The following is a 20,331-nucleotide window of genomic DNA, read 5'->3' on the forward strand; positions in this document are numbered from 1 at the left end:
CAGAAGCCTTTTTTTATCGTCCAGTTTGTCATTCTACTTCGGACTTGTAGCAATTACAAACTTCAAATTGTTCTTTACTCCTATTTGTAAAACATCAACTAAATCTTGAACCTGCAAATTAAAAGGGATGCGAACTACAACCGTTTGCTCCTTGTCTGCTCCTATTTTTGTCATTAAACTTGTTTCGAGATTTTCAAAGTCTACGGGTTCTTTGTCGATGTAGAACTTTTTATCTTCGGTAACGGATAAACTGATTAATTGTTTATTTGTTTTTTCGTTTGCCTTGGCTTTTGGCAAAGTCATCTTGATAACATTAGGGTTTGCAAGTGTTGAAATAATTAAGAAAAACAACAGCAGGAAAAACATAATATCACTCAGCGATGAAGTTGCAACCTCAGCATGAAATCTTCTTTTTCTCTTAATAGACATACCTTATGCTCTTTGAATTATGTTTACAAATTCTAATATTTGTTTCTGAATTTTCAAGGCAAAATCATCAATTTTTCCATTCAATAAATGATAAGCACTATACGCAATAATTCCAACAATTAATCCTGATCCCGAGCTGATCATTTTTTCGTATAAACCTCCAGAAATGTTTCCAATACTAATGTTTTCAGTTACTGAGATACTGTAGAAAATTTTAATAACCCCCGAAATTGTTCCAATAAATCCTAGTGTCGGCGCAATACCTGCAATAAGTCCAAGATGACCTAAACGACGTTCCATTTCACCAATTTCAATATCGGCAGCGCGATCCATATTTGATTCGATTTCGGCAATTGGTCTTCCAATAACTAGAACTCCTTCTTTCAAAATATTTCCTGCAGCAGTATTACTTCTTTCTACAATTGTTCTAGCCAATTCGATATTTCCTGCATTCAATTTATCTCCAACATCCTGCATTAATCGACTATCAATTTTTGAAGCTTTACTGATATACATATAACGCTCAAAAATGATGTAAATAGTATAAAATAATAAAAGTGCGATTGGAATTAGGAAGAAACCTCCTTTTAAGATAAAACCTAAAACGGAAATTTCGGTATTTGGAGCAATTTTTTCGATAACTACGTTAGATGCGTTTGCAATGGTATCTGTTTGTAATTGAATGAGGCTAAACATATTTTAATTCTTGTTTTTAATAATTAATTCTAAAAAATATTTCAATTTTGCACTAAAGATAATTTTCATTGTAATATTAAACTAAAAAAACGAAAATTATTTCAATTACCAACTATTTTATCCAAATAAAATGAACTATCAAGAGACTACAAACTGGATGTTTAATCAATTACCAATGTATCAGCTTCAAGGTGCTTCGGCATACAAAGAAGATCTCACAAACATCAAATTACTGGCAGCGCATCTTGGTAATCCTGAAACGCAGCTAAAGTGCATTCATGTTGCTGGAACAAACGGAAAAGGGTCAACTTCGCATATGCTGGCTTCGGTTTTACATGAAGCTGGATATAATGTTGGTTTGTATACTTCGCCGCATTTAAAAGATTTTAGAGAACGTATTAAAATTAACGGTCAAGAAATCTCTGAAAATTTTGTGTGCGAGTTTATCGAAAAGCATAAAAGCTTTTTTGAGGCTAATGATATGAGTTTCTTCGAAATGTCTGTTGGTTTAGCTTTTGACTATTTTGCATCCGAAAAAGTGGATATTGCTATTATTGAAGTGGGCCTGGGCGGAAGACTTGATGCAACTAATATTATTACTCCATTAGTTTCTGTAATTACAAATATAGGTTTAGATCACACTCAGTTTTTAGGAAATACTCTTGAGGCAATTGCTGGCGAAAAAGCAGGTATTATAAAACCAAATGTTCCTGTTGTTGTTGGTGAATATACTACTGAAACTCAGCCTGTTTTTTTAACTAAAGCCGAAGAAAAAAAAGCACCTATTTATTTTGCGTCTGATTTAATTCGCGAAGTATTCCCATCTGACTTAATTGGAGATTATCAGTTTCACAATAAAAAAACGGTACAGCAGACTATTAAAATTATAAACGAGACTACTGATTTTAAAGTTTCAGATGAAAGTATAAAATTGGGTTTATTGAATGTGGTTAAAAATACAGCATTACAAGGAAGATGGCAGCAGCTTGGCGAGAATCCAAAAATTATTTGCGACACGGCACATAACAAACATGGATTAACGGTTGTAATGAACCAGATTAAAAAAGAAACTTTTGAAAATTTACATATTGTTTTGGGCGTTGTAAATGATAAAGATCTAGATTCTATTTTACCGCTTTTTCCTCAAAATGCACATTATTATTTCTGCAGTCCAAATTCTTCAAGAGGATTAAGCACCGAAATTTTGCAGAGCGAAGCAAAAAAGCACCAATTAATTGGAGAAAAATACGATTCTGTTGAAAGCGCTTTCGCGGAAGCAAAGAAAAATGCTTCGGAAAATGATTTTATTTACGTTGGCGGAAGCACTTTTGTTGTTGCCGAACTGCCTTTGGGTTAAAATATACTTTTGATCTGCAAAAAACTTTAAAAAAATCATTTTAATAACAAATTCATAAACAGACAGATATAAATTATTTTAAAAAAAGTTTTATTTTTTCTTCAAAATCCTTTGCAGAACTCGAAAACTAGCGTATATTTGCACTCGCAATCACAAACGATAGCAACCTAGTAAAATAGGGCGATTAGCTCAGCTGGTTCAGAGCACCTCGTTTACACCGAGGGGGTCGGGGGTTCGAACCCCTCATCGCCCACCAAGAAACTCCTTAAGAAATTAAGGAGTTTTTTTTTATTCTACTCTTGAGCTTACAAGAAATCTTAGACCAAACGCAAAATCTTTATTTAACAAAAAAACTACACATGAGAAATGAAGAAGATTGCCCAAAAACCGAACGATTCTTATTTTCCGACACATACCTATCAGAAAAAGGAATTAAATTATCCCAAGATGCAATAATTAAACGATTTACGAATCGCAATAAAAATGAGTTTTATCAAAAGTATATAAGCTGGAAAAGAAATGAAAATGAAATTATTGTCTTTACCATGTATACCTATGCAGACTTAAAGCTAAATAAAGAATTTGATTGCATTTTCAACTATGACAATCCAGATGAGTTTGTTTTCGAAAAATTTACTATAACTCAATCCATTTATGAAGGCTGGATTCCAACCGACACTGTAGATGATGGACACAAACATTTATTGGTATTTAGTTTTGAAAATGGAATACCAAAAATACTTTTTAAACTACACAAAGAAGAAACTCTTGGAGATACACGACCTAAAACCTATACAAAATTAGGTTTTTGCAATCAAAAAGATTTTGAAATTATTGCCAACAATCTTAAGAAACGTTATTTATTGAAAGAAAAATACGGATTGGAATATTGGAAATATGTCGACGATGAAACATAAAACCATTTAAAGAGCACTCTCTCAAAGAAACTAAAAAGTTTCTTTTTATAAAAATGCAAGAATTGGCTTTAAGTGTTAGATTGCCATCCTTGACACTCTACCTAGAAACTCCTTAAGAAATTAAGGAGTTTTTTGTGATATACTTTCACAATTTGCTTATCAATATTTCACCATCAATCATTACTTTGCAATTTCTCACATACTTTTTCAAGAAGCTTCTTAGTCTGTTTGAAATATTTCATTTTATCATCAATCTCTTTTATTTTTGACTGAAAAAGTTCAAGTGTTTCAGGTTTCGAATCAGTGCTTTCGAACCAAGTGGTTAATATTTTTTTTATTTCTGCTAAGGTAAAGCCGACTTCTCTCGCTTCTATGATGATTTCTAAACGTTCAACAACATTATCATCGTAATTTTTATAGTTATTAGATTTCACTTCTTCATTAGTTAATCCCTTGATCATTCCTAGATTTTCATAATATCTAATAGTATGAATTGATAATCCCGTTTTCTTTGATAATTCGTTTATAAGCATAACTTTATTTATTTTTTTACAAAACAATGAACTATAGAGTACGGTCTATACTTTATTGTTGCAAATATATTATTTTTTTTGCTTTTAAAGTTTTTAAAACACAAGGAATAAATCATAAAATATTTTTAATACCTGAGAGAACAGATATGTAGTATACTATCATTACAAAATATTATTCAAAAAAGCCTCCTTAAAAAATTAAGGAGGCTTTTGATACTTCATTTTCCTAAAACTCAATTTGTTTTAAGCGGAATCAAAAGAGTTATTTAGCCAGCAGTTTTTTAATTTCGGCTGCAATGTTATCTAAATTTTTTGGAGCATTTCCTGTTGACATAAATCTTAAAACTCCATCTTGATCTAATAAAAAGTTTTTCGGGATTGAACCTTTTGCAAACTCATTCCATATTTTTCCATTTGGATCAATTCCATAATTAAAGTCGATTCCGTCTTTTCGCAGCTTAGTTACTTTTTTCGAAACCACTTCTTGAGTTTCTCCACTAGAAATTGCTAAAAATACAAAATCAGTGTTTTTATTGGGTTCAATAATTTTTGATGGTATATCATAAAACTCCATTAAACAAGGCGCGCACCAAGTTGCCCAAAAATTTACTAGAACTACTTTGCCTTTTAAATCAGAAAGTTTTACTTCTTTACCATCTATTAGTTTTAAAGTAAAGTCTTTTGCTTTCTCATTTAGTTTTAAAATGTACTCATCTTCTTTTACCAATTTTTGGCTTTCTACAGACTGAGCGGCAGTTTTTTTATCGTTTTCAATTTTTTCCTGCTCGCTGAAAATCTCAATTAAAATTATGAACTCCTTGTCCCCTATTTTATCTCCAAACTTTTTGGCCAGCTCCTTTCTTTCGCTTTCAGAAACTCCTTTAACCATAGATTTAACATAACCATCGGCACCGTATTTCTCAACATCTGCCATTGTACCAATCTCATTGTTGATTATCAATACATATTCGGGCTTTTTTGCCACTTTATCCTGCCCGTAAAAAGATTGTACCACTATTATAAAAACAAAGAGAAATAGTTTTTTCATATTTTGATTGGTTTTTAAGAAGATTATTGTTTTTTATAAACAGCAAACACATAGTCCTGAAGCTTCAAGACTATGTGCTTAAAAAATACTTTTGGCTAATATAAGAAATATCTTCGTCCGTAATAATTTAAAATTCAAGCTGATAAACCATCTTACGAAACAACTATTTTCCTTTACTAGTTAATTGAACCTCTGTAGTGAGTTTATCTCTTGTTAAGGTTACAGAATTTACTTTTCCATCGCTGAAACCAAATTTCAACAAGTTTGGATAATCAATAATTCTGAAATATCCATTTTTAAGATATACCAACTCATTATCATTTTTTCCTTTAAAGTGATCTAATAATGGAGATTCAACATAAAGGCGATTGTTTTTTTCTACAATTTTTGTTTCTACACCTTGTGCGTAAAGAAAATCATCATAAGTCCCAACTAGTTTTTCTTTTAGACTTGAAGGCATTTCCTGAACTTCTTCATTAGAAGTATTTTTATTCCAACCCATTACTCTTAAAAGTGTTTTTTGAGTATTTCCCATTACAGGAAAACGATTCTTTTTTTCGCCATTGGTTAAAAATGTAAAGCCATTTCCATCTGTCATCGTTGCAAAAACACTTCCTCCAACTCCTGTATTTGAACCGTTACACATAAACCAATCATAGTTATTGTAACCAAAGGACTTTTGCCATCCATAACTCCATCCGCCAACAGCATCTTTTAAAGCTGTTACTTCTGTTACTTTTTGAGCAACATCATGAGAAATCACTTTATTATTTTTATTGCGCAAAGCATTTTGCATTTCAATCGCGATTAGAGCTAGATCAGTTGGCGTAGACCACATTCCTGACGGTCCAACTTGCGGTGTAATTGGCAGTCCTGTTCTAATAACTTTTTCATTTTCATCATGTACAAGAGCTACATTTGTCGGAAATCCTTTTTCATTAGGCTGTATCATTGTAGTGTTTTTTAATCCAAGAGGCGTAAAAATGTGTTCTTGTGCAAGTTCATCTATAGATTTTTTAAAAGTATCTTCTAAAGCCATTTGAACAATTACATAACCGCCGCCACTGTATGCCCAATCTGTTCCTGGTGCAAACAAAAATTCAATTTCTTTATCATATCTTGGAATTTTTCCTAAAAGACTTTCTTTTATGGTTGGGATTGTATCACCTTCATAGTGATCTGCAAATCCGCTTTGAGTTGTGCCGGCAGTATGATTTAAGAATTGTTTCCATGTTGGTCTATTGTTTTCGATAAACTTACTTTTTGGTAAATGCCAGCGTTTTAAATAACCATCAATCGGGTCGTCTAACTTAATTAAACCTTTTTCTTCAAGAATAAAACAAAGAAGCGCTGTAATTGGTTTTGAAATTGAAGCTGTAGAAAAAGCAGTGTTTTGATCTATTTTTTCTTTTGAATCTATCGATTTTACACCAAATTGGTTTGAGTACACAATCTTGTAGTTTTCGAAAACAACAAGACTAAATCCCGCAAGTTTATATTTTTCTAATTGTGGATCAATATTTAAACTGTCTGTTAGAAAGCTATAATCTTTACTTTTTGCAGTTGCTTTTTTGTTTGTTTGAGCACTTGCGACTGTTACTATAAGAAGTAATAAATAAATAATGTTTTTCATGGTATCGTGATTTTTAAGGTTAGAAATTTATTTCGGTACAAAGATGTGGGAGAAATTAAACCTATGCGACCGAATAAAACTATTCGAACGCATTTGTCTCCAGCAATGCGTACGAGTAATTACAAAACCTTAAAAAACAACGCATTGAAACAACAAACGAATACACTTTTGATCGTTCATTTTTTTTTATTCGAACTAAAAAAACTTCAGTTTCTGAAAATTCGAACTCCAATATTATTTACACAACAGATAAAACTGCTTGATTTATTCTAAACCGAAAAGAGAAAACCTAAAAAGGAAAATACAATTTATTCTACTTTCCTCTTTATTTATAAATACATCCGATAAAGCAACAGATAATTGAAATACAGATTTATCCAAACGTAAAAAACTCCTTAATTTCTTAAGGAGTTTTTACATTCTATTTTAATGATATTATTTGCGTCTGTTACAAATTTGCATTATCCGGTTTCATATCTTTCAAAATTGTGTCATAAATTGAATTCAGAAGTGTTTGTCTCATTTTTGAGTTTCTATAATCTAACAGTATTATGATTCCCCAATTTTTAGCTCTGTCATAACATATTATTGAAGATTGTCCCATTGAATCTCCCGATTTCATATAAATTGTGTTTTTATCATCTGTCATAATATTTAACCCCAATCCTAATTCTCTCTTTTCATCTTTATAAAATATTTTTTCAGTAATCACAGCTGCCTTACCTACTTTATTGTCTTTGTTTAAAACTGCTTTTAAATAAGTAACCATATCAGTAGCATTTGATTTTACTAATCCTGCAGAAGCAGTAACATTCCAATTAAAAAACTCTTGAATACCTCCTTCAGGATTGTGAGCAGTTGTACGGTTTTTTACATTAAAATCCTTAGTTAAAGTACTAGTCATTTTTAATGGTTTTATCATTTTGCTTGTGATAATCTCATCATAACTCTTGTTATAGACTTTTTCTAATATTTGTCCAAGTAAAGTAAACCCAATCGTAGAATAACGGTATTTCCCATAATCTTTTAACTCATAGCAATTATTTACAATTGCAGCCAATGATTCTTTAGTTACACTACTCACAGGCTGCTGTGGATTTAACTCCATTAGTTTCCCAAAATCGATATCTGGCAAACCTGATTGATGAGAAGCTAAATCTGAAATTCTAATTTTGTTTTTAAGATTGCTTTGCAATACATATTCTTTTGGAAGATAGCTGTCTATATAATCTTCCAATTTCAATTTTTTCTCAATAGCGGCTTGTGCTATTAAATTTGAAGTTAAAATTTTAGTAATTGATGCTATTTCAAATATGGAGTTCTTGTCAATTTTAGTTTGACTCTCTGCATTCAAATTCCCGTATGCGGTATAATATTCTTCATTGTTTAGAACAAAGCCAATACTAATACCTACATTGGGATTTTTTTGATGACTATCTTTTATTATCGAATCTATTCTTTGAGAAATTCCCTGTCCAAAAGAAAAGTTAGTTACTAATAAAAGTGCTGCTAATAATTTTACTGAAGTTTTCATCGTATCGTATTTTTATGGTTATAAATTTATTTCGATACAAACTTGCGAAAGAAACTTATGATACGCGACCGAATAAAACTACTCGTACGCATTTGTTTAAAAGAACGCGTACGAATAATTACAAAACAATGAATTACAGCGCCTTGCGAAAATCAGTAGGAGTAAAACCGGTATGCTTTTTAAAAGCAGTATTAAAAGAAGATTTTGAATTAAAACCTACTTCATACAGAATTTCTAAAATGGTTACTTTACTTTTTGCAACATCTTTTAAAATATTCTTTGCATTTTCGATACGATAGGCATTAATAAAATCATAAAAATGCTGTTCTAATTTATGATTGATTAAAAGCGATAAATCTCGTACCGGAATTTGAATATCATTTGAAACATCTTGTATGGTCAAAGAAGGATTAAGAAACGGTTTTTCTTCATTCATATACTGCTGCAGTTTCAATAATTCTTCACTATACTCTTTTTCGGTTACAGCTGTAGGCGCATTAACTTTTTCTTCAGAAACAATGTCTCTAACTAGTTTTAATTTTGAATCGATATTCCTGAATAAATCTGGATTATTTAAAGCTTTAAATAAATACCAGCAAATAATAAAGGGCTGCATTACCATAATTCCAGCTTTTATCCATTCAGAGATATCTGGATATTCAGAAAACTTAAAAATATTTTTTACAATAGCAACTACATACAAGATTGAAAGAAGGGTTGCAAACTGAAATAACCAATTATAGGAATTAATATGTGTGCCGGCATTATTTTCTAGATACAGCTTTTTTGCTCTTTTTAATAACATAAAAATGGCCGCAAAATAAACAATGATCTGAACATGAATTAAAACATGAATAAACTGCAATTCGATCATGCTTTTACGATTTATTATAAAATCCAATTTCGAAGCATCATCTACAGCATAGAAACGCGGTATCAAAACAGCATTTACAATTAAAAACGGAACCGCATGTAAAAGATATTTCGGCTTAAGTTTAAAATCAGAATAGGAAACGGATAATACATATAAATAAAAAATTGGAATTTGAAGAAACGCAATTGTAGTTCTGAATATTCCTAAATTTGAAGGTCTGTCGAACATTAATCCGAACATAGGCTCACTTGAATCGATTGCATTTATTAATAGAAAAACAGCAAAAAGAATATTGCTTGTTTTGTCTTTTGTTTTAACTGTGAGCAGAAAAAATATTAGCAATAATGAAATGAACAAAGTAATTATGGTTGCAACAATTAATAAATTAATCTTATCCATTTTTGTTTTTTAGTGGTATTATTGTTTATAATTATAACCTGCTTATTTAGATCTGCCTCCAAACATTAGTACATTTTTCTGACCGTACTTCAGCGGTAAGCTTGTTCTTTTTCAAAGCGAATATATGAAATATTTTCGCTTTTTATTATTTCCTTTTTCTTGAAAAAGAAATAATTTCTTACTGTTATATTATTCTTTTTTCTTAAAATCAAGCAAAAAAAGCAAAACTCTGAAATTCTGCTTTCTACGCTCTTTACTCTTATTTTACTGATTTAAAAAGAGTTTCAAGTGTAGATTTTTTCTGATTCACTAATATCAATTGACTTTTATCATTTAAGAAAATCATATCTATAAACTCCTTGTCTGGATTAAATTTATATTTTTTCAGCTCTGCAAAATTTCTTTGCACCAGCTTTAACTTCTCGGCACTATTTGTCGAAACAATTATAACCTTAGTAAGCGGTGTTTTTTTCATTTTGTCAATACTTGCTTCTGTTAATTCAGAATCAAATTCGGTTCTGGAACGATAACGAAACATTTTTCTTATTGTATTTACGTCTTCTTCTTTTTCAGAAATTACATATCTATAAGCCATAATATTATCTAGCTCATTTATCCAATTCGGGAAGTTGGTTTCATACTGCTTGATGTAATTATCTATAAAACTTCTGTCAATTCCTTTCTTTTGATTAATGTACTCTATAACCAATGGATAAATTTGTTTTGCCATAAGACTGATATATTTTCTATTATACCAATCTCCATCATCAATTTTCCCGTCTAATTGTTCATAAACATATCCATTTCCTAATGCCGTTGCCAAAACTTCATTCATCAACTGATAAGCATAATTACTGCACTTTGATTTATTCTGTTTAAAATAAGAATCTATATTTTTTTTTACTTCGAGCGATTCTTCGTCATAAATGATATGATACGTTTCATGCAGCATAACACTAAATAAATCTTTGTATGAATCTAAATCAGTCTGCACGGCACTAATAAAGTTATTACAAAACGCCTGCGCAGTAAATCCTTTAGAATTAGGCAGCGGATAAAAAGCTATTTCGAATGGAATTGAAGTATCCCAGCTTGAATTATAAAATGTAAGCCCGGTTTGAAAATACTTTTCCATGTCATGTTCGTTCGAATATTTTGTAATTTCTACAATTTGTTTTTCGAATTTCTCTTTGTTTGGATTATAAATCAGCTCGTTGTAAATAGGCGTAAATTCTGAAATACTTTCTGCCAAGTCATTCAGCGTTTTATTAGGAATGAAACCGATTGAACGTATTTTGAAATCTTTTAAATTATCAGTTTCAATCAAGTTCTTTTTCAGTAAATCTTCTGTCTGCATCGACTTTTTTAAGCCGTAAGGATAATCCTCAAATGGAAAACTATAGTAAATATTTAAAAGGTCAAACTTTGAAGCTATACTTTTGTATTTTTCCGTATAATATTTTGATTTTTGAAATTCTGTTTTAAAAACATTCTCTGGAGAGTTCTCAGAAAGATTTTGTAAAAAAACAAAAACAGCCAATTGTTCTGAGTATTTAATTTTAAAAACTGCCTTTTGTCCAAATGCTAAAGTTGTCAAAAGTAAAAACAAGAGCCAAAGTTTATTTTTCATACAATCCTATTAGGGTTTAAAATAATTTGCAGAATTATGTATTAAATTCTATTTGTTAAAAATCGAGCTAAAGAGTTTACTCAAAATACATCTTTTTAAACCCTTAATGAACCGCGAAATCCTCTCGCTGCATAATACGAATCTGCTCCGTTATGATATACAAAAACAGTATTATAACGAAAATCTGAAAAAACAGCACCCCCGAGTTTTCTAATATCCGCAGGCGTTTTGATCCAACTTGAAGTTTTGGCATCAAACTTACCCAATTTCTGCAGCTCTTTGTATTCTGATTCATTCAAAATTTGAATTCCCATTTCCTCTGCCATATTTATCGCACTGTCTTTAGGTTTGTGTTCTTTTCTTTTTTCAAGTGCTTCATGATCGTAACAAATGCTTCGACGTCCTTTTGGGCTTTCTGGTGAACAGTCATAAAAAATATATTCGTCCGTTTTCGCATCATAACCTACAACATCTGGTTCACCTTCTGTTCTTTCCATTTCATCAAGCGACCATAATTTCTCTGGATTTGCTTTTAGTTTTGCTTCGACTTTACTCCAATCAATTCCTTGATGTCTATTAAGATTTTTCAAAAAACGAGTTTCCAAAACCTTAAGTAGTTCTTCGGTTCCTTCTGGCGATAGTTTATTAGCAGTATTCATGATCTTTTATTTTTTATTTTGAACATTTCCTTAAATAAATTAATCTTTCAATCCTTTTCTTTCTAAAATCTGAGGAATATTTTTCTCCACTCTTGATTCTCTGGTTTTAGATTGTTTGGGCTGCGAAAAATGCAATAAATAGGCTCGTTGTCTTCCAGGTGTTAATGCCTGAAATGCTTTTTTAAGTTAGGCATTTCATCTAACTTCTTTTGAAATTCTTCTGAAACCTCAAAATCGGTTGTCTCTTTCAATTCAACTTTCAAACCCGCTTTTTCAATTTCGATTGCCTGATAAATGTAGGTTTTCAAAATCGTCTTTTGATCGATTATTTCTTTAAGATTCGTAAATCTAATTTGACGCGCTGCCTGAACATTTTCAGATTGTTGAATTAAAATACCGTTAGTATCTTTTAATAAAGCGCCTTTAAAAAATAAAAAAGCACAATACTCTTTAAACTCATGTATTAAAACAATATTGCTTTTTCCTAAAGTATAACAAGGGGTTCCCCACTTTAATTCTTCGGTAAGCTGACAATCGAGGGCAATTTCTCGAAGTTGTTCCAATTCCTTTTGCCACTTTTCGACTTTATCAAAATAAAAATCAACTTTAGGATTCTCGTTGCCTTTTGTCATGAAATTTCACTTTAGGTTAGTACCTTTTTAAACTCTATACTTTTGCTAATTTAGAAAAAATCCTATTAAAGAAATATGTTCTTTAATTATTTAAAAAAGCATAATAAACGAATGGGCCATTAAAACTTGGATAAAATACTATTCAACCAAACAAATCTCGAAAACAGTTTTTCCATTTTCGCTTTTATTTGCAATATAGCCGCCGTGTGCTTCAACAATGTTTTTAGATAATGTTAAACCAATTCCTGCACCTTCATTTCTTGTTGTAAAAAACGGCAGGAATATTTTGTTTTCTATTTCCTTTTCTACTCCAATTCCAGTATCAATTATTCTGATAAAAGTTCTGTTTTCTTTGGCTTCAGCCGAAATTATAATTTGCTTTTCGTTGCTGTTTTTTAAAGCATGAATCGAATTTGTGAGCAAATTAATTAATACTTGTTCCATTTGATGCGCATCAACATTAATCCTGTATTTAAACGAAATTGTATTTACTATATTTATTTGCTGCTCAACAAATAATGGATTCATAATTTGAATGCAATTATCAATTAAATACTGCAGTTCTGTTTTCTCTTTTTGGGGAGAAGGCAGCATGGCAAGTTTTCGATAACCTTCGACAAATTTTTGCAAATGATCGCTTCTTCTCAGCATAGTTTCGACACTATTTTTTACATCTTCTAAGTCTTCTGCTGACAGCGAATCTTGATCGACTAAATCTTGTAAATTTTGGCAAATAGATCGAATTGGCGTTATTGAATTTAAAAGTTCATGCGAAATGACTTTCATTAAATTTACCCAGGCTTCTTTTTCTTTTTTCTCGACAACGTTCTGAATCGAATCGAGGAGTACAATACAATAATCACGTTCAAAAATTTCAGTTCGCGAAGCCTGTAAAACAAATGTCTGCTGATTTTGTTCGTTTACCCTAATTTCTATTGATGTTTTTATTTCCTGAAAATCATCCTTTTCAATGATTTCACATAAAGCAGGAAGCTGGTTTTTAAGATATTTCCATCTTGAAACTTTTGGAACATTAAAATAGGAGGAAAAATAATCGTTCATTAAAAAAACATTCCACTCCTTTTCTTGCTTTTGCAGAATAACAATTCCAGTTTCAATATTATTTAGAATTGAACGATAAATAATATCTTTCGAAACCTGTTCATTTTGTCTGTTCTTCATCGTATCATACAATTGAAACAGTTCTGTATAATTTTTATCAATTTTATGTTTAGTAAAATCTGACGTGAAATCATTTTGCAAAATCGATGAAATGGTTTTGTCATAGAGCAAAATAAAATTGCGGACATAAAAATACATTTCACGAGCTATTAGGAAAACTATAAAAAGTCCAAAAATACCAGTAAACAGCAATCCTATTTTAAAAAAATAAATAGAAAATTCGATTCCAATGACAATTAAAATCAATCGGAAAAACAGCAATTTATAAGTTTGAAAAGTTTTAAACATATTAACTAATATTGATATTATACTTCTCTAGACGTCGGTACAACGATCCCCTTGACAATCCCAAATCATCAGCCGTTTTACTAATATTATTGCCGTTTTTAAAAAGTGCTTTTTCTATAGCCGTTTTTTCTACCGAAGAAAGCTGAATGTCATCTGCGCTTTCATCATAAGGCGTTATAATTTCTAAATCCAAATCAGAAACAGAAATGAGATTGTTTTCGCAAAGAATTACTGCGCGTTCAATTTTATTTTCCATTTCACGAATATTTCCATTCCAAGCATGTTTTTCAATTTGTTCCAAAACTTTTTTATCAAAAGTAATTTCACCTCTTCCATACTTTGCTGCCATTTTTTCTAAAAGATATTCTGCCAGCGGAATTTTATCTTCGTTTCGTTCTCTTAACGGAGGCAGAACAATTTCCATAGTATTGATTCGATAATACAAATCTTCCCTGAAATTTTTATCGGCAGCTTCTAATTTTAAATTTAAATTGGTTGCCGTAATAATCCTCACATTTAATGGTCTGGCTTTTGTTTCACCCAATCTTGTCACTGTTTTAGTTTGAATAACCTGCAATAATTTTGATTGCAGATGCAAAGGCACATTTCCTATTTCATCTAAAAAAATAGTTCCATTTTGCGCCATCTCAAAACGTCCCGGCGTATCGATTTTAGCATCGGTAAAAGCACCTTTTGCATAACCAAACAATTCACTTTCAAAAATATTTGAATTCAACGAACCTAAATCAACCGCAATAAAAGGATTGTTTTTTCTTTCGGATTTAGTGTAAATATGATGTGCAAGAACAAATTTTCCCGTTCCGTTTTCGCCAAGAATCAAAACATTAGCATCTGTTTTTGCCACTTTATCGGCCAATAAATATGCCTTTTTTATAATCTCTGAAGTTCCTATGAAAAAGTCATTTTCAATTGCGGCCGTTTTTTGTTTTTTCTGATCTTTTCTAGATTTATCAACAGCTTGTTTTACTGATTCTAATAGTTTTATATTTTCCCATGGTTTTAAAATATAATCAAAAGCTCCAGATTTTAATCCTTCAACAGCAGTTTCGACTTTACCAAAAGCAGTCATTAAAATCACAACGGTTTTTGGAGAAAGTGTTTTTATCTCTTTTAAAAGATACAAGCCTTCTCTTCCATCTTCAAAACCAATTCTGTAATTCATGTCGAGTAAAACAACATCAATACTTTTTTCTGATAATAATTCGACAATATTTTTTGGATTATTGAGTGTATAAATCTCTTCAAAGTACTTTTTTAAGTACACTTTTGATGCAAAAAGAATGTCTTCCTGATCGTCGATGATTAATATAGAAGCGTTTGTTTTTTTCATTTTTGTTCGGTTTTGGACGAAAGCTGTCCATTTGTGGACAGTTTAATTGGTATCGAAAAAATAAAAACGTAAAAATAAAGCAGTTACAGATTTTAATTTTTTGGCACGAAAATCACATTTAGACTAATAAATCATCAAATATGAGAATCTTTTTTGCTGGTAAAAGTAACAAAAATAGACATTTATCAATTATATTGTAAACATCTTAATTTTTGAACTGTTTCTTTTACTTCGGCACTAAAAATAATCATCAAACATCAATCTTTAAAACAGCATTTATGATCAGTATCACAAAACTTTCAAAAACTTTTAGAACTGAAGAAGTAGAAACAAAAGCATTAAGCGAAATTTCCTTAACAATAAATGAAGGCGACTTTATTTCGATTATGGGACCTTCTGGAAGTGGAAAATCGACCTTATTAAATATCATTGGGCTATTAGACAGCGCCTCCGATGGAAGCTATAAATTATTGGATCGAGAAATGATTGGCACTAATGAAAAAGTAAAAACGAAAGTTCGAAAAGAAAACATTGGTTTTATTTTTCAGAATTTTAATTTAATTGATGAATTATCAGTTTATGATAATATTGAACTGCCGTTGCTTTACAATAAATTGCATTCTTTTGAAAGAAAGAAAAAAGTAGAAGATATTGCAGCTATATTAGGCATTTCGCATCGTTTAAAACATTTTCCGAAGCAGTTGTCTGGAGGCCAGCAGCAGCGTGTTGCCGTAGCAAGAGCTTTGATTAATGATCCTAAAATTATTCTTGCCGATGAACCGACTGGAAATCTAGACAGTAAAAACGGAAATGAGGTAATGGAATTGCTAACTGATCTTCATGCAAGCGGGGCAACAATTTTAATGGTAACGCATTCTGATTATGATGCTTCGTTTTCGCAAAAAACAATTTTAATGAAAGACGGAATCATTCTTTCAGAAAAATTAAATCATAAAAATGTTGATGTTTTCGCAACAACTTTAAACAACTAAGATCATGCTGAAAAACTGGATTAACATATTTGTATATCACATCAAAAACAACAAAGTCTTTACAGCTTTGAATGTTTTGGGTTTAAGCATTGGAATCGCGGGATTAATTTTTGCGATTTTATACTGGAATGACGAACAGAGTTATGATCAATGGAATCCTAATAAAGACAATGTCTTTTTGGTAGCAAATCAAATGGATCCTACTACATATTGGGCTGCAAGTTCTGCTCCGATAGGATCTACAATAAAAAATACAAATCCTGAGGTCGAATCTTATTGTTATGTAAACGGAAATTACGAGAATGAAATCATTCATTATGACGGCAAAAAAATACAATCTGACAAAATTCTTGTAGCGCAAAAAAACTTTTTTGATTATTTCCCCTATCAATTTATAGAAGGAAATGCAAAAACAGGTTTACCAGATGGCAACAGCATTTGTTTATCTGAAGATTTGGCCGCGCAGCTTTTTGGAAACAAAAGTGCATTTGGCAAAAAAATAGTTTTGCAAGATCAGGTTTTGGTTGTTAGAGGTGTTTATAAACTAGACAAAAAGTCGATTTTCAATCCTTCTTGTGTAGTCAATTTTATGGATTTAAGAGTAAAGAATACCATTCAGCAATGGGGAAATTTTCAATTTATTCTTTTATTAAAACTAAAAAATCCAACTGATACTGGTTTAATTACCAAAAGTCTATCTAAAGTTTATTATGATAACATGATGGTACCTCAAGCCAAATTTCAAGGTATGGCTCCAGAAGAGTTTATAAAAAAATATGGACAAGTAAAACCTCATTTAGAATCTTTAGCTTCTATTCGTTTGCATACCAAAACTGGCGGCCTTATAGAAACCAACGGAAATTATCAGCTTTTATTAATCTTTGTTGGTTTATCAATTTTAATCTTGATATTATCTATTGTCAATTACATTAATTCTGCTACTGCAAATGCTGTAAAAAGAGCAAAAGAAATTGGTGTCCGAAAAGTTATTGGAGCTTCTAAAGCGAATATAATACAACAGTTTATTTTTGAAACGGCTATAATTTTATTGTTCTCCATTTTAATATCTCTTGTAATTGTCGAACTTTCAATTCCTTATTATAATGCTTTCTTAGAAAAAAACTTGGTATTGCAAGGCGGACAATTCTACATGCAATTAGCTGTTATTTTTGTTGTAACTGTGATCGTCACTGGAATATTTCCTGCAATTTATGTTTCGAATTTTGAAGTTTTAAAAGTCTTAAGAGGCAATTTTATTCGAAGTAAAAGTGGTGTTTGGCTTCGCAACGGAATGTTGATATTTCAATTTGCCGTAGCAGCTTTCTTTATTATTGGGTCTTACATTGTATATCAGCAAATTGATTATATGAATTCTAAAGATTTGGGTTTTAACGGAAACCAGATTCTTGACATCTCTTATCGAAACATCTATGGCGAAAAAATTACAGATAAAAATCAATTTACTAAATACAATACTATTAAAAACCAATTGCTTCGTATAAAAGGCGTAAAACAAGTTGCAGGCGGTGGCTTTGTTATGGGAAGAGGTGCTAAATCTGTAATTTCATATCATTATAAAGACATAAATATAGACGGGAGTAATATTCCTATTGATTTTGGACTTCTTGAAATGATGAAAATAAAAATAGTTAAAGGACGCTATTTAAATCCCGCATATTCTCAGGATACCATTAATTCGATGTTAATTAATGAAACCGCTTTAAAATTATTAAACGAGAAAGATCCTATTGGTAAAAAAATAAATTGGGATGGAAAAGAAGCTATTATCGTGGGAGTTGTAAAAGATTTCAATATTGGACATCCTGGCGAAGCTGTACCTCCAATGTCAATTTTTCATTTTAAAAGTGTATCGTGGTTTAGCGGCCTTTTGAACAATATTTATATAACAGCAGATCCTAAAACTATGCAGCAGACTATTGCTGATATAGAAAGTTTATGGTTAAAGAAAGTTGATACAGAATATCCTTTTATATATGACTTTGTAGATAAGGAATACAAAAGATCTTATAGCGGTTATGTAAAACAAAAGAATCTTTTTTCGTTACTAAACGTGATTGTCATTGTAATTGCTCTTATTGGTTTATTTGCACTGGCTTCTTACTCCATAGAAAGACGTATGAAAGAAATCGCTATTCGAAAAACGCTTGGCGCCGAAACGAATGTTTTATTAAAGGAACTTTGCAAACAATATATTCTTTTTAGTATTATAGGATTTCTGATCGCATTATTTCCTGCTTACTATTTATTAAGCAAATGGTTAGAAAATTTTGTTTACAGAGTTTCTATTTCGATTTCTCCATTTTTAATTGGTTTTATCATTTTACTGCTTCTCACCCTTGCAGTAGTACTTTCGAGAGCGTATCAGGCTACCAAAGTTGATGTTTTACGATATTTAAAATACGAATAATCTAATTGCTTTTAAACTGCCTGCCACTATTCACCAAAAACTCCTTAATTTTTTTAAGGAGTTTTTTTAATTAAGACCGTTTTAAAATTTAATTTACGACTAACATAATTAAAATAATCCTTTTACAATTCCTCTTTTAGATTGTTTTATAAAATCAAGAATCATGTTTCTTTCTACACTTTCTTCAAATTGACTTTCAATTAATGCTAACGCTAAAGTTGTATTTCTCTTTTCTTGAAAAATAATTCGATAAATTTCTTTTAGTTCGTTTATTTTCTCAATTTCAAATTTTCTTCTTTTCAGGCCAACGCTATTCAAACCAACATAACTCAAAGGTTCATGTGCAGCTGTAATATATGGAGGAACATCCTTTACAACCCTGCTCATTCCAGAAATCATGCTATGGTCACCAATATTTGAAAATTGATGTATGGCTGATAAACCGCTGATAATAGACCAATCTCCAACAGTAACCTCGCCCGCCAATCCAACATTAAAACCAATGACACAATTATTTCCAATAAAACAATCATGTCCAATATGAGCATTAGCCATAATCAAATTATGATCGCCAATTTTTGTTTTACCTTTAGAAGCTGTTCCCTTATTTATCGTTACGAACTCACGAATAATTGTTTCATTTCCAATCTCAAGTAATGAATATTCGCCTCTAAACTTCAAGTCTTGTGGATTTCCAGCTATTACTGACCCCGAATGAATTTCGCAGTTCTCACCAATTCTTGCACCGTTCAACAAAGTAACATTATTACCAATCCGAGTATTATCCCCTATAATAACATCATTTTCAATAGTGGAAAAATTTCCAATATGAACATTGTTTCCAATAACGGCAGTATTTCCAATTACAGTATTTTTCAATATTTACCAATTTAATAAGAATACAAATATTGAAAAAAAGAAAATACCATTTCTTGACATAATGTCAAGTAATTGAAGCCCGTATTCTACTTAAAGTTTCCTGACTAACACCAATAAGTGAAGCAATATCTTTTAACTTGGCTTTTTTTATAATTTGAGGAAATGACTCAAGAAGATATAAATACTTATGTTGAGCTGTCATTAATCTAAACTGATGATGAAACTCATTAATCTTAGAAAGATAAAGTCGAAGTAATTTTAAGTGAAAACTAGAAAATAATGGATAGCGTAGCAAAATTTGCTCATCATCAAAAGATAAAGAGTATACAGTAGTTTCATCTGAAGTCTGAAAAATCTCAAATGATGGTTTTTGCTCAAAAAAACTACTCATCGAAGTAACAAATTGATTGTCGGTATAAATCCATTTTGTAACCTCCACACTTTCTACTATAGAAAAACGTCGTATAGTACCGGATTTAATAAAATAGATTTTATCACATACTTTTCCTTCCTCAACAATTAATTCATTTTTCTTAAACTTTTCTTCAACAAAATATTCTTTTATTGCATCTTCGGTTTCGTGATCCAGCTTTTGAAAGCTATTAATTACATTTATTAGTTCCTTCATGTCCCAAATTATCTGAAACAAATTTATGAATATAACTAACAAGCATCAAAATTTCTTTTTAATCAAACAAAAGTACATTCCTAAATAAAATAAAAGCTTCTAAATAACTTCTTTCATCCCAATACAATATTGTGCATAAAAACAAAAAACAGCTTTAAAACAGCTGAAAACTAAAATCGTAACGGTTGCTTTCGACTGCTGAGATAGTATGATATATTTTAGGAATGATTTTCAAAACATTA

The 20,331-nt window shown here is 30.8% G+C and carries 17 protein-coding genes, 1 tRNA gene and 1 pseudogene; 5 read left to right on the forward strand and 14 right to left on the reverse strand.

Going from position 1 to position 20,331, the window contains the following annotated elements; all coding sequences use genetic code 11:
* Positions 1–33 precede the first annotated feature (33 nt).
* Entirely contained in the window at positions 34–429 is a 396-nt protein-coding gene (locus BOW57_RS19950) for a biopolymer transporter ExbD (RefSeq protein WP_089055379.1), read from the reverse strand.
* 3 nt (positions 430–432) lie between these two features.
* A complete protein-coding gene (locus BOW57_RS19955) occupies positions 433–1,125 on the reverse strand; it encodes a MotA/TolQ/ExbB proton channel family protein (protein WP_089055380.1) in 693 nt (230 codons plus the stop codon).
* 130 nt (positions 1,126–1,255) lie between these two features.
* Here BOW57_RS19955 and BOW57_RS19960 point away from each other — a divergent pair, with 130 nt between their 5' ends.
* From BOW57_RS19960 to BOW57_RS19970, 3 genes are all read left to right on the forward strand, one after another.
* Positions 1,256–2,482 (forward strand): folylpolyglutamate synthase/dihydrofolate synthase family protein, encoded by a 1,227-nt coding sequence (locus BOW57_RS19960; protein ID WP_129056847.1) that lies wholly within the window; start codon positions 1,256–1,258, stop codon positions 2,480–2,482.
* A 178-nt stretch (positions 2,483–2,660) separates the two neighbouring features.
* Positions 2,661–2,738: transfer RNA gene (locus tag BOW57_RS19965), tRNA-Val, on the forward strand.
* A 103-nt stretch (positions 2,739–2,841) separates the two neighbouring features.
* Positions 2,842–3,399, forward strand: coding sequence for a hypothetical protein (locus tag BOW57_RS19970; RefSeq protein ID WP_129056849.1), 558 nt, complete (start codon positions 2,842–2,844; stop codon positions 3,397–3,399).
* A 173-nt stretch (positions 3,400–3,572) separates the two neighbouring features.
* Here BOW57_RS19970 and BOW57_RS19975 read toward each other — a convergent pair whose 3' ends face one another.
* The 10 genes and pseudogenes from BOW57_RS19975 to BOW57_RS20020 all read right to left on the reverse strand — a co-directional run bounded on the left by BOW57_RS19975 (position 3,573) and on the right by BOW57_RS20020 (position 15,162).
* A complete protein-coding gene (locus BOW57_RS19975) occupies positions 3,573–3,932 on the reverse strand; it encodes a MerR family transcriptional regulator (RefSeq protein WP_089055402.1) in 360 nt (119 codons plus the stop codon).
* A gap of 262 nt (positions 3,933–4,194) precedes the next feature.
* On the reverse strand, positions 4,195–4,980 hold the full coding sequence (locus tag BOW57_RS19980) for a TlpA disulfide reductase family protein (protein ID WP_129056851.1): 786 nt from the start codon (positions 4,978–4,980) through the stop codon (positions 4,195–4,197).
* A gap of 163 nt (positions 4,981–5,143) precedes the next feature.
* Positions 5,144–6,613 (reverse strand): serine hydrolase, encoded by a 1,470-nt coding sequence (locus BOW57_RS19985; protein WP_129056853.1) that lies wholly within the window; start codon positions 6,611–6,613, stop codon positions 5,144–5,146.
* 448 nt (positions 6,614–7,061) lie between these two features.
* On the reverse strand, positions 7,062–8,147 hold the full coding sequence (locus tag BOW57_RS19990; protein WP_129056855.1) for a serine hydrolase: 1,086 nt from the start codon (positions 8,145–8,147) through the stop codon (positions 7,062–7,064).
* 133 nt (positions 8,148–8,280) lie between these two features.
* A complete protein-coding gene (locus tag BOW57_RS19995) occupies positions 8,281–9,420 on the reverse strand; it encodes an AraC family transcriptional regulator (protein WP_129056857.1) in 1,140 nt (379 codons plus the stop codon).
* A gap of 259 nt (positions 9,421–9,679) precedes the next feature.
* Positions 9,680–11,050 carry a hypothetical protein gene (locus BOW57_RS20000; protein ID WP_129056859.1) on the reverse strand — a complete coding sequence of 457 codons (1,371 nt, stop codon included), beginning with the start codon at positions 11,048–11,050 and terminating at the stop codon, positions 9,680–9,682.
* Positions 11,051–11,145: 95 nt separating this feature from the next.
* A complete protein-coding gene (locus BOW57_RS20005; RefSeq protein ID WP_129056861.1) occupies positions 11,146–11,709 on the reverse strand; it encodes a DUF4256 domain-containing protein in 564 nt (187 codons plus the stop codon).
* Between the two features lie 39 nt (positions 11,710–11,748).
* Positions 11,749–12,341 (reverse strand): annotated as a pseudogene (locus BOW57_RS20010) (YdeI family protein).
* A 138-nt stretch (positions 12,342–12,479) separates the two neighbouring features.
* The gene (locus BOW57_RS20015) at positions 12,480–13,811 is read right to left on the reverse strand and encodes a PAS domain-containing sensor histidine kinase (protein ID WP_129056863.1); all 1,332 of its coding nucleotides are present in this window, start codon (positions 13,809–13,811) and stop codon (positions 12,480–12,482) included.
* 1 nt (position 13,812) lies between these two features.
* The gene (locus tag BOW57_RS20020) at positions 13,813–15,162 is read right to left on the reverse strand and encodes a sigma-54 dependent transcriptional regulator (RefSeq protein WP_129056865.1); all 1,350 of its coding nucleotides are present in this window, start codon (positions 15,160–15,162) and stop codon (positions 13,813–13,815) included.
* Positions 15,163–15,440: 278 nt separating this feature from the next.
* On the opposite strand from BOW57_RS20020, the gene BOW57_RS20025 reads away from it, so the two are divergent.
* Together BOW57_RS20025 and BOW57_RS20030 are read left to right on the forward strand one after the other, a co-directional pair.
* Complete coding sequence (locus tag BOW57_RS20025) at positions 15,441–16,154, forward strand: ABC transporter ATP-binding protein (protein WP_129056867.1); 714 nt, start codon at positions 15,441–15,443, stop codon at positions 16,152–16,154.
* 4 nt (positions 16,155–16,158) lie between these two features.
* Complete coding sequence (locus BOW57_RS20030) at positions 16,159–18,582, forward strand: ABC transporter permease (protein WP_129056869.1); 2,424 nt, start codon at positions 16,159–16,161, stop codon at positions 18,580–18,582.
* Positions 18,583–18,690: 108 nt separating this feature from the next.
* Here the strand turns inward: BOW57_RS20030 and lpxA are convergent, their stop codons facing one another.
* Positions 18,691–19,461, reverse strand: a complete 771-nt coding sequence (gene lpxA, locus BOW57_RS20035) for an acyl-ACP--UDP-N-acetylglucosamine O-acyltransferase (RefSeq protein ID WP_129056871.1) — start codon at positions 19,459–19,461, stop codon at positions 18,691–18,693.
* A gap of 64 nt (positions 19,462–19,525) precedes the next feature.
* Entirely contained in the window at positions 19,526–20,089 is a 564-nt protein-coding gene (locus BOW57_RS20040) for a Crp/Fnr family transcriptional regulator (RefSeq protein WP_129056873.1), read from the reverse strand.
* Positions 20,090–20,331: the final 242 nt, after the last annotated feature.

This window comes from Flavobacterium sp. YO64, assembly GCF_004119505.1.
Lineage (GTDB): Bacteria > Bacteroidota > Bacteroidia > Flavobacteriales > Flavobacteriaceae > Flavobacterium > Flavobacterium oncorhynchi.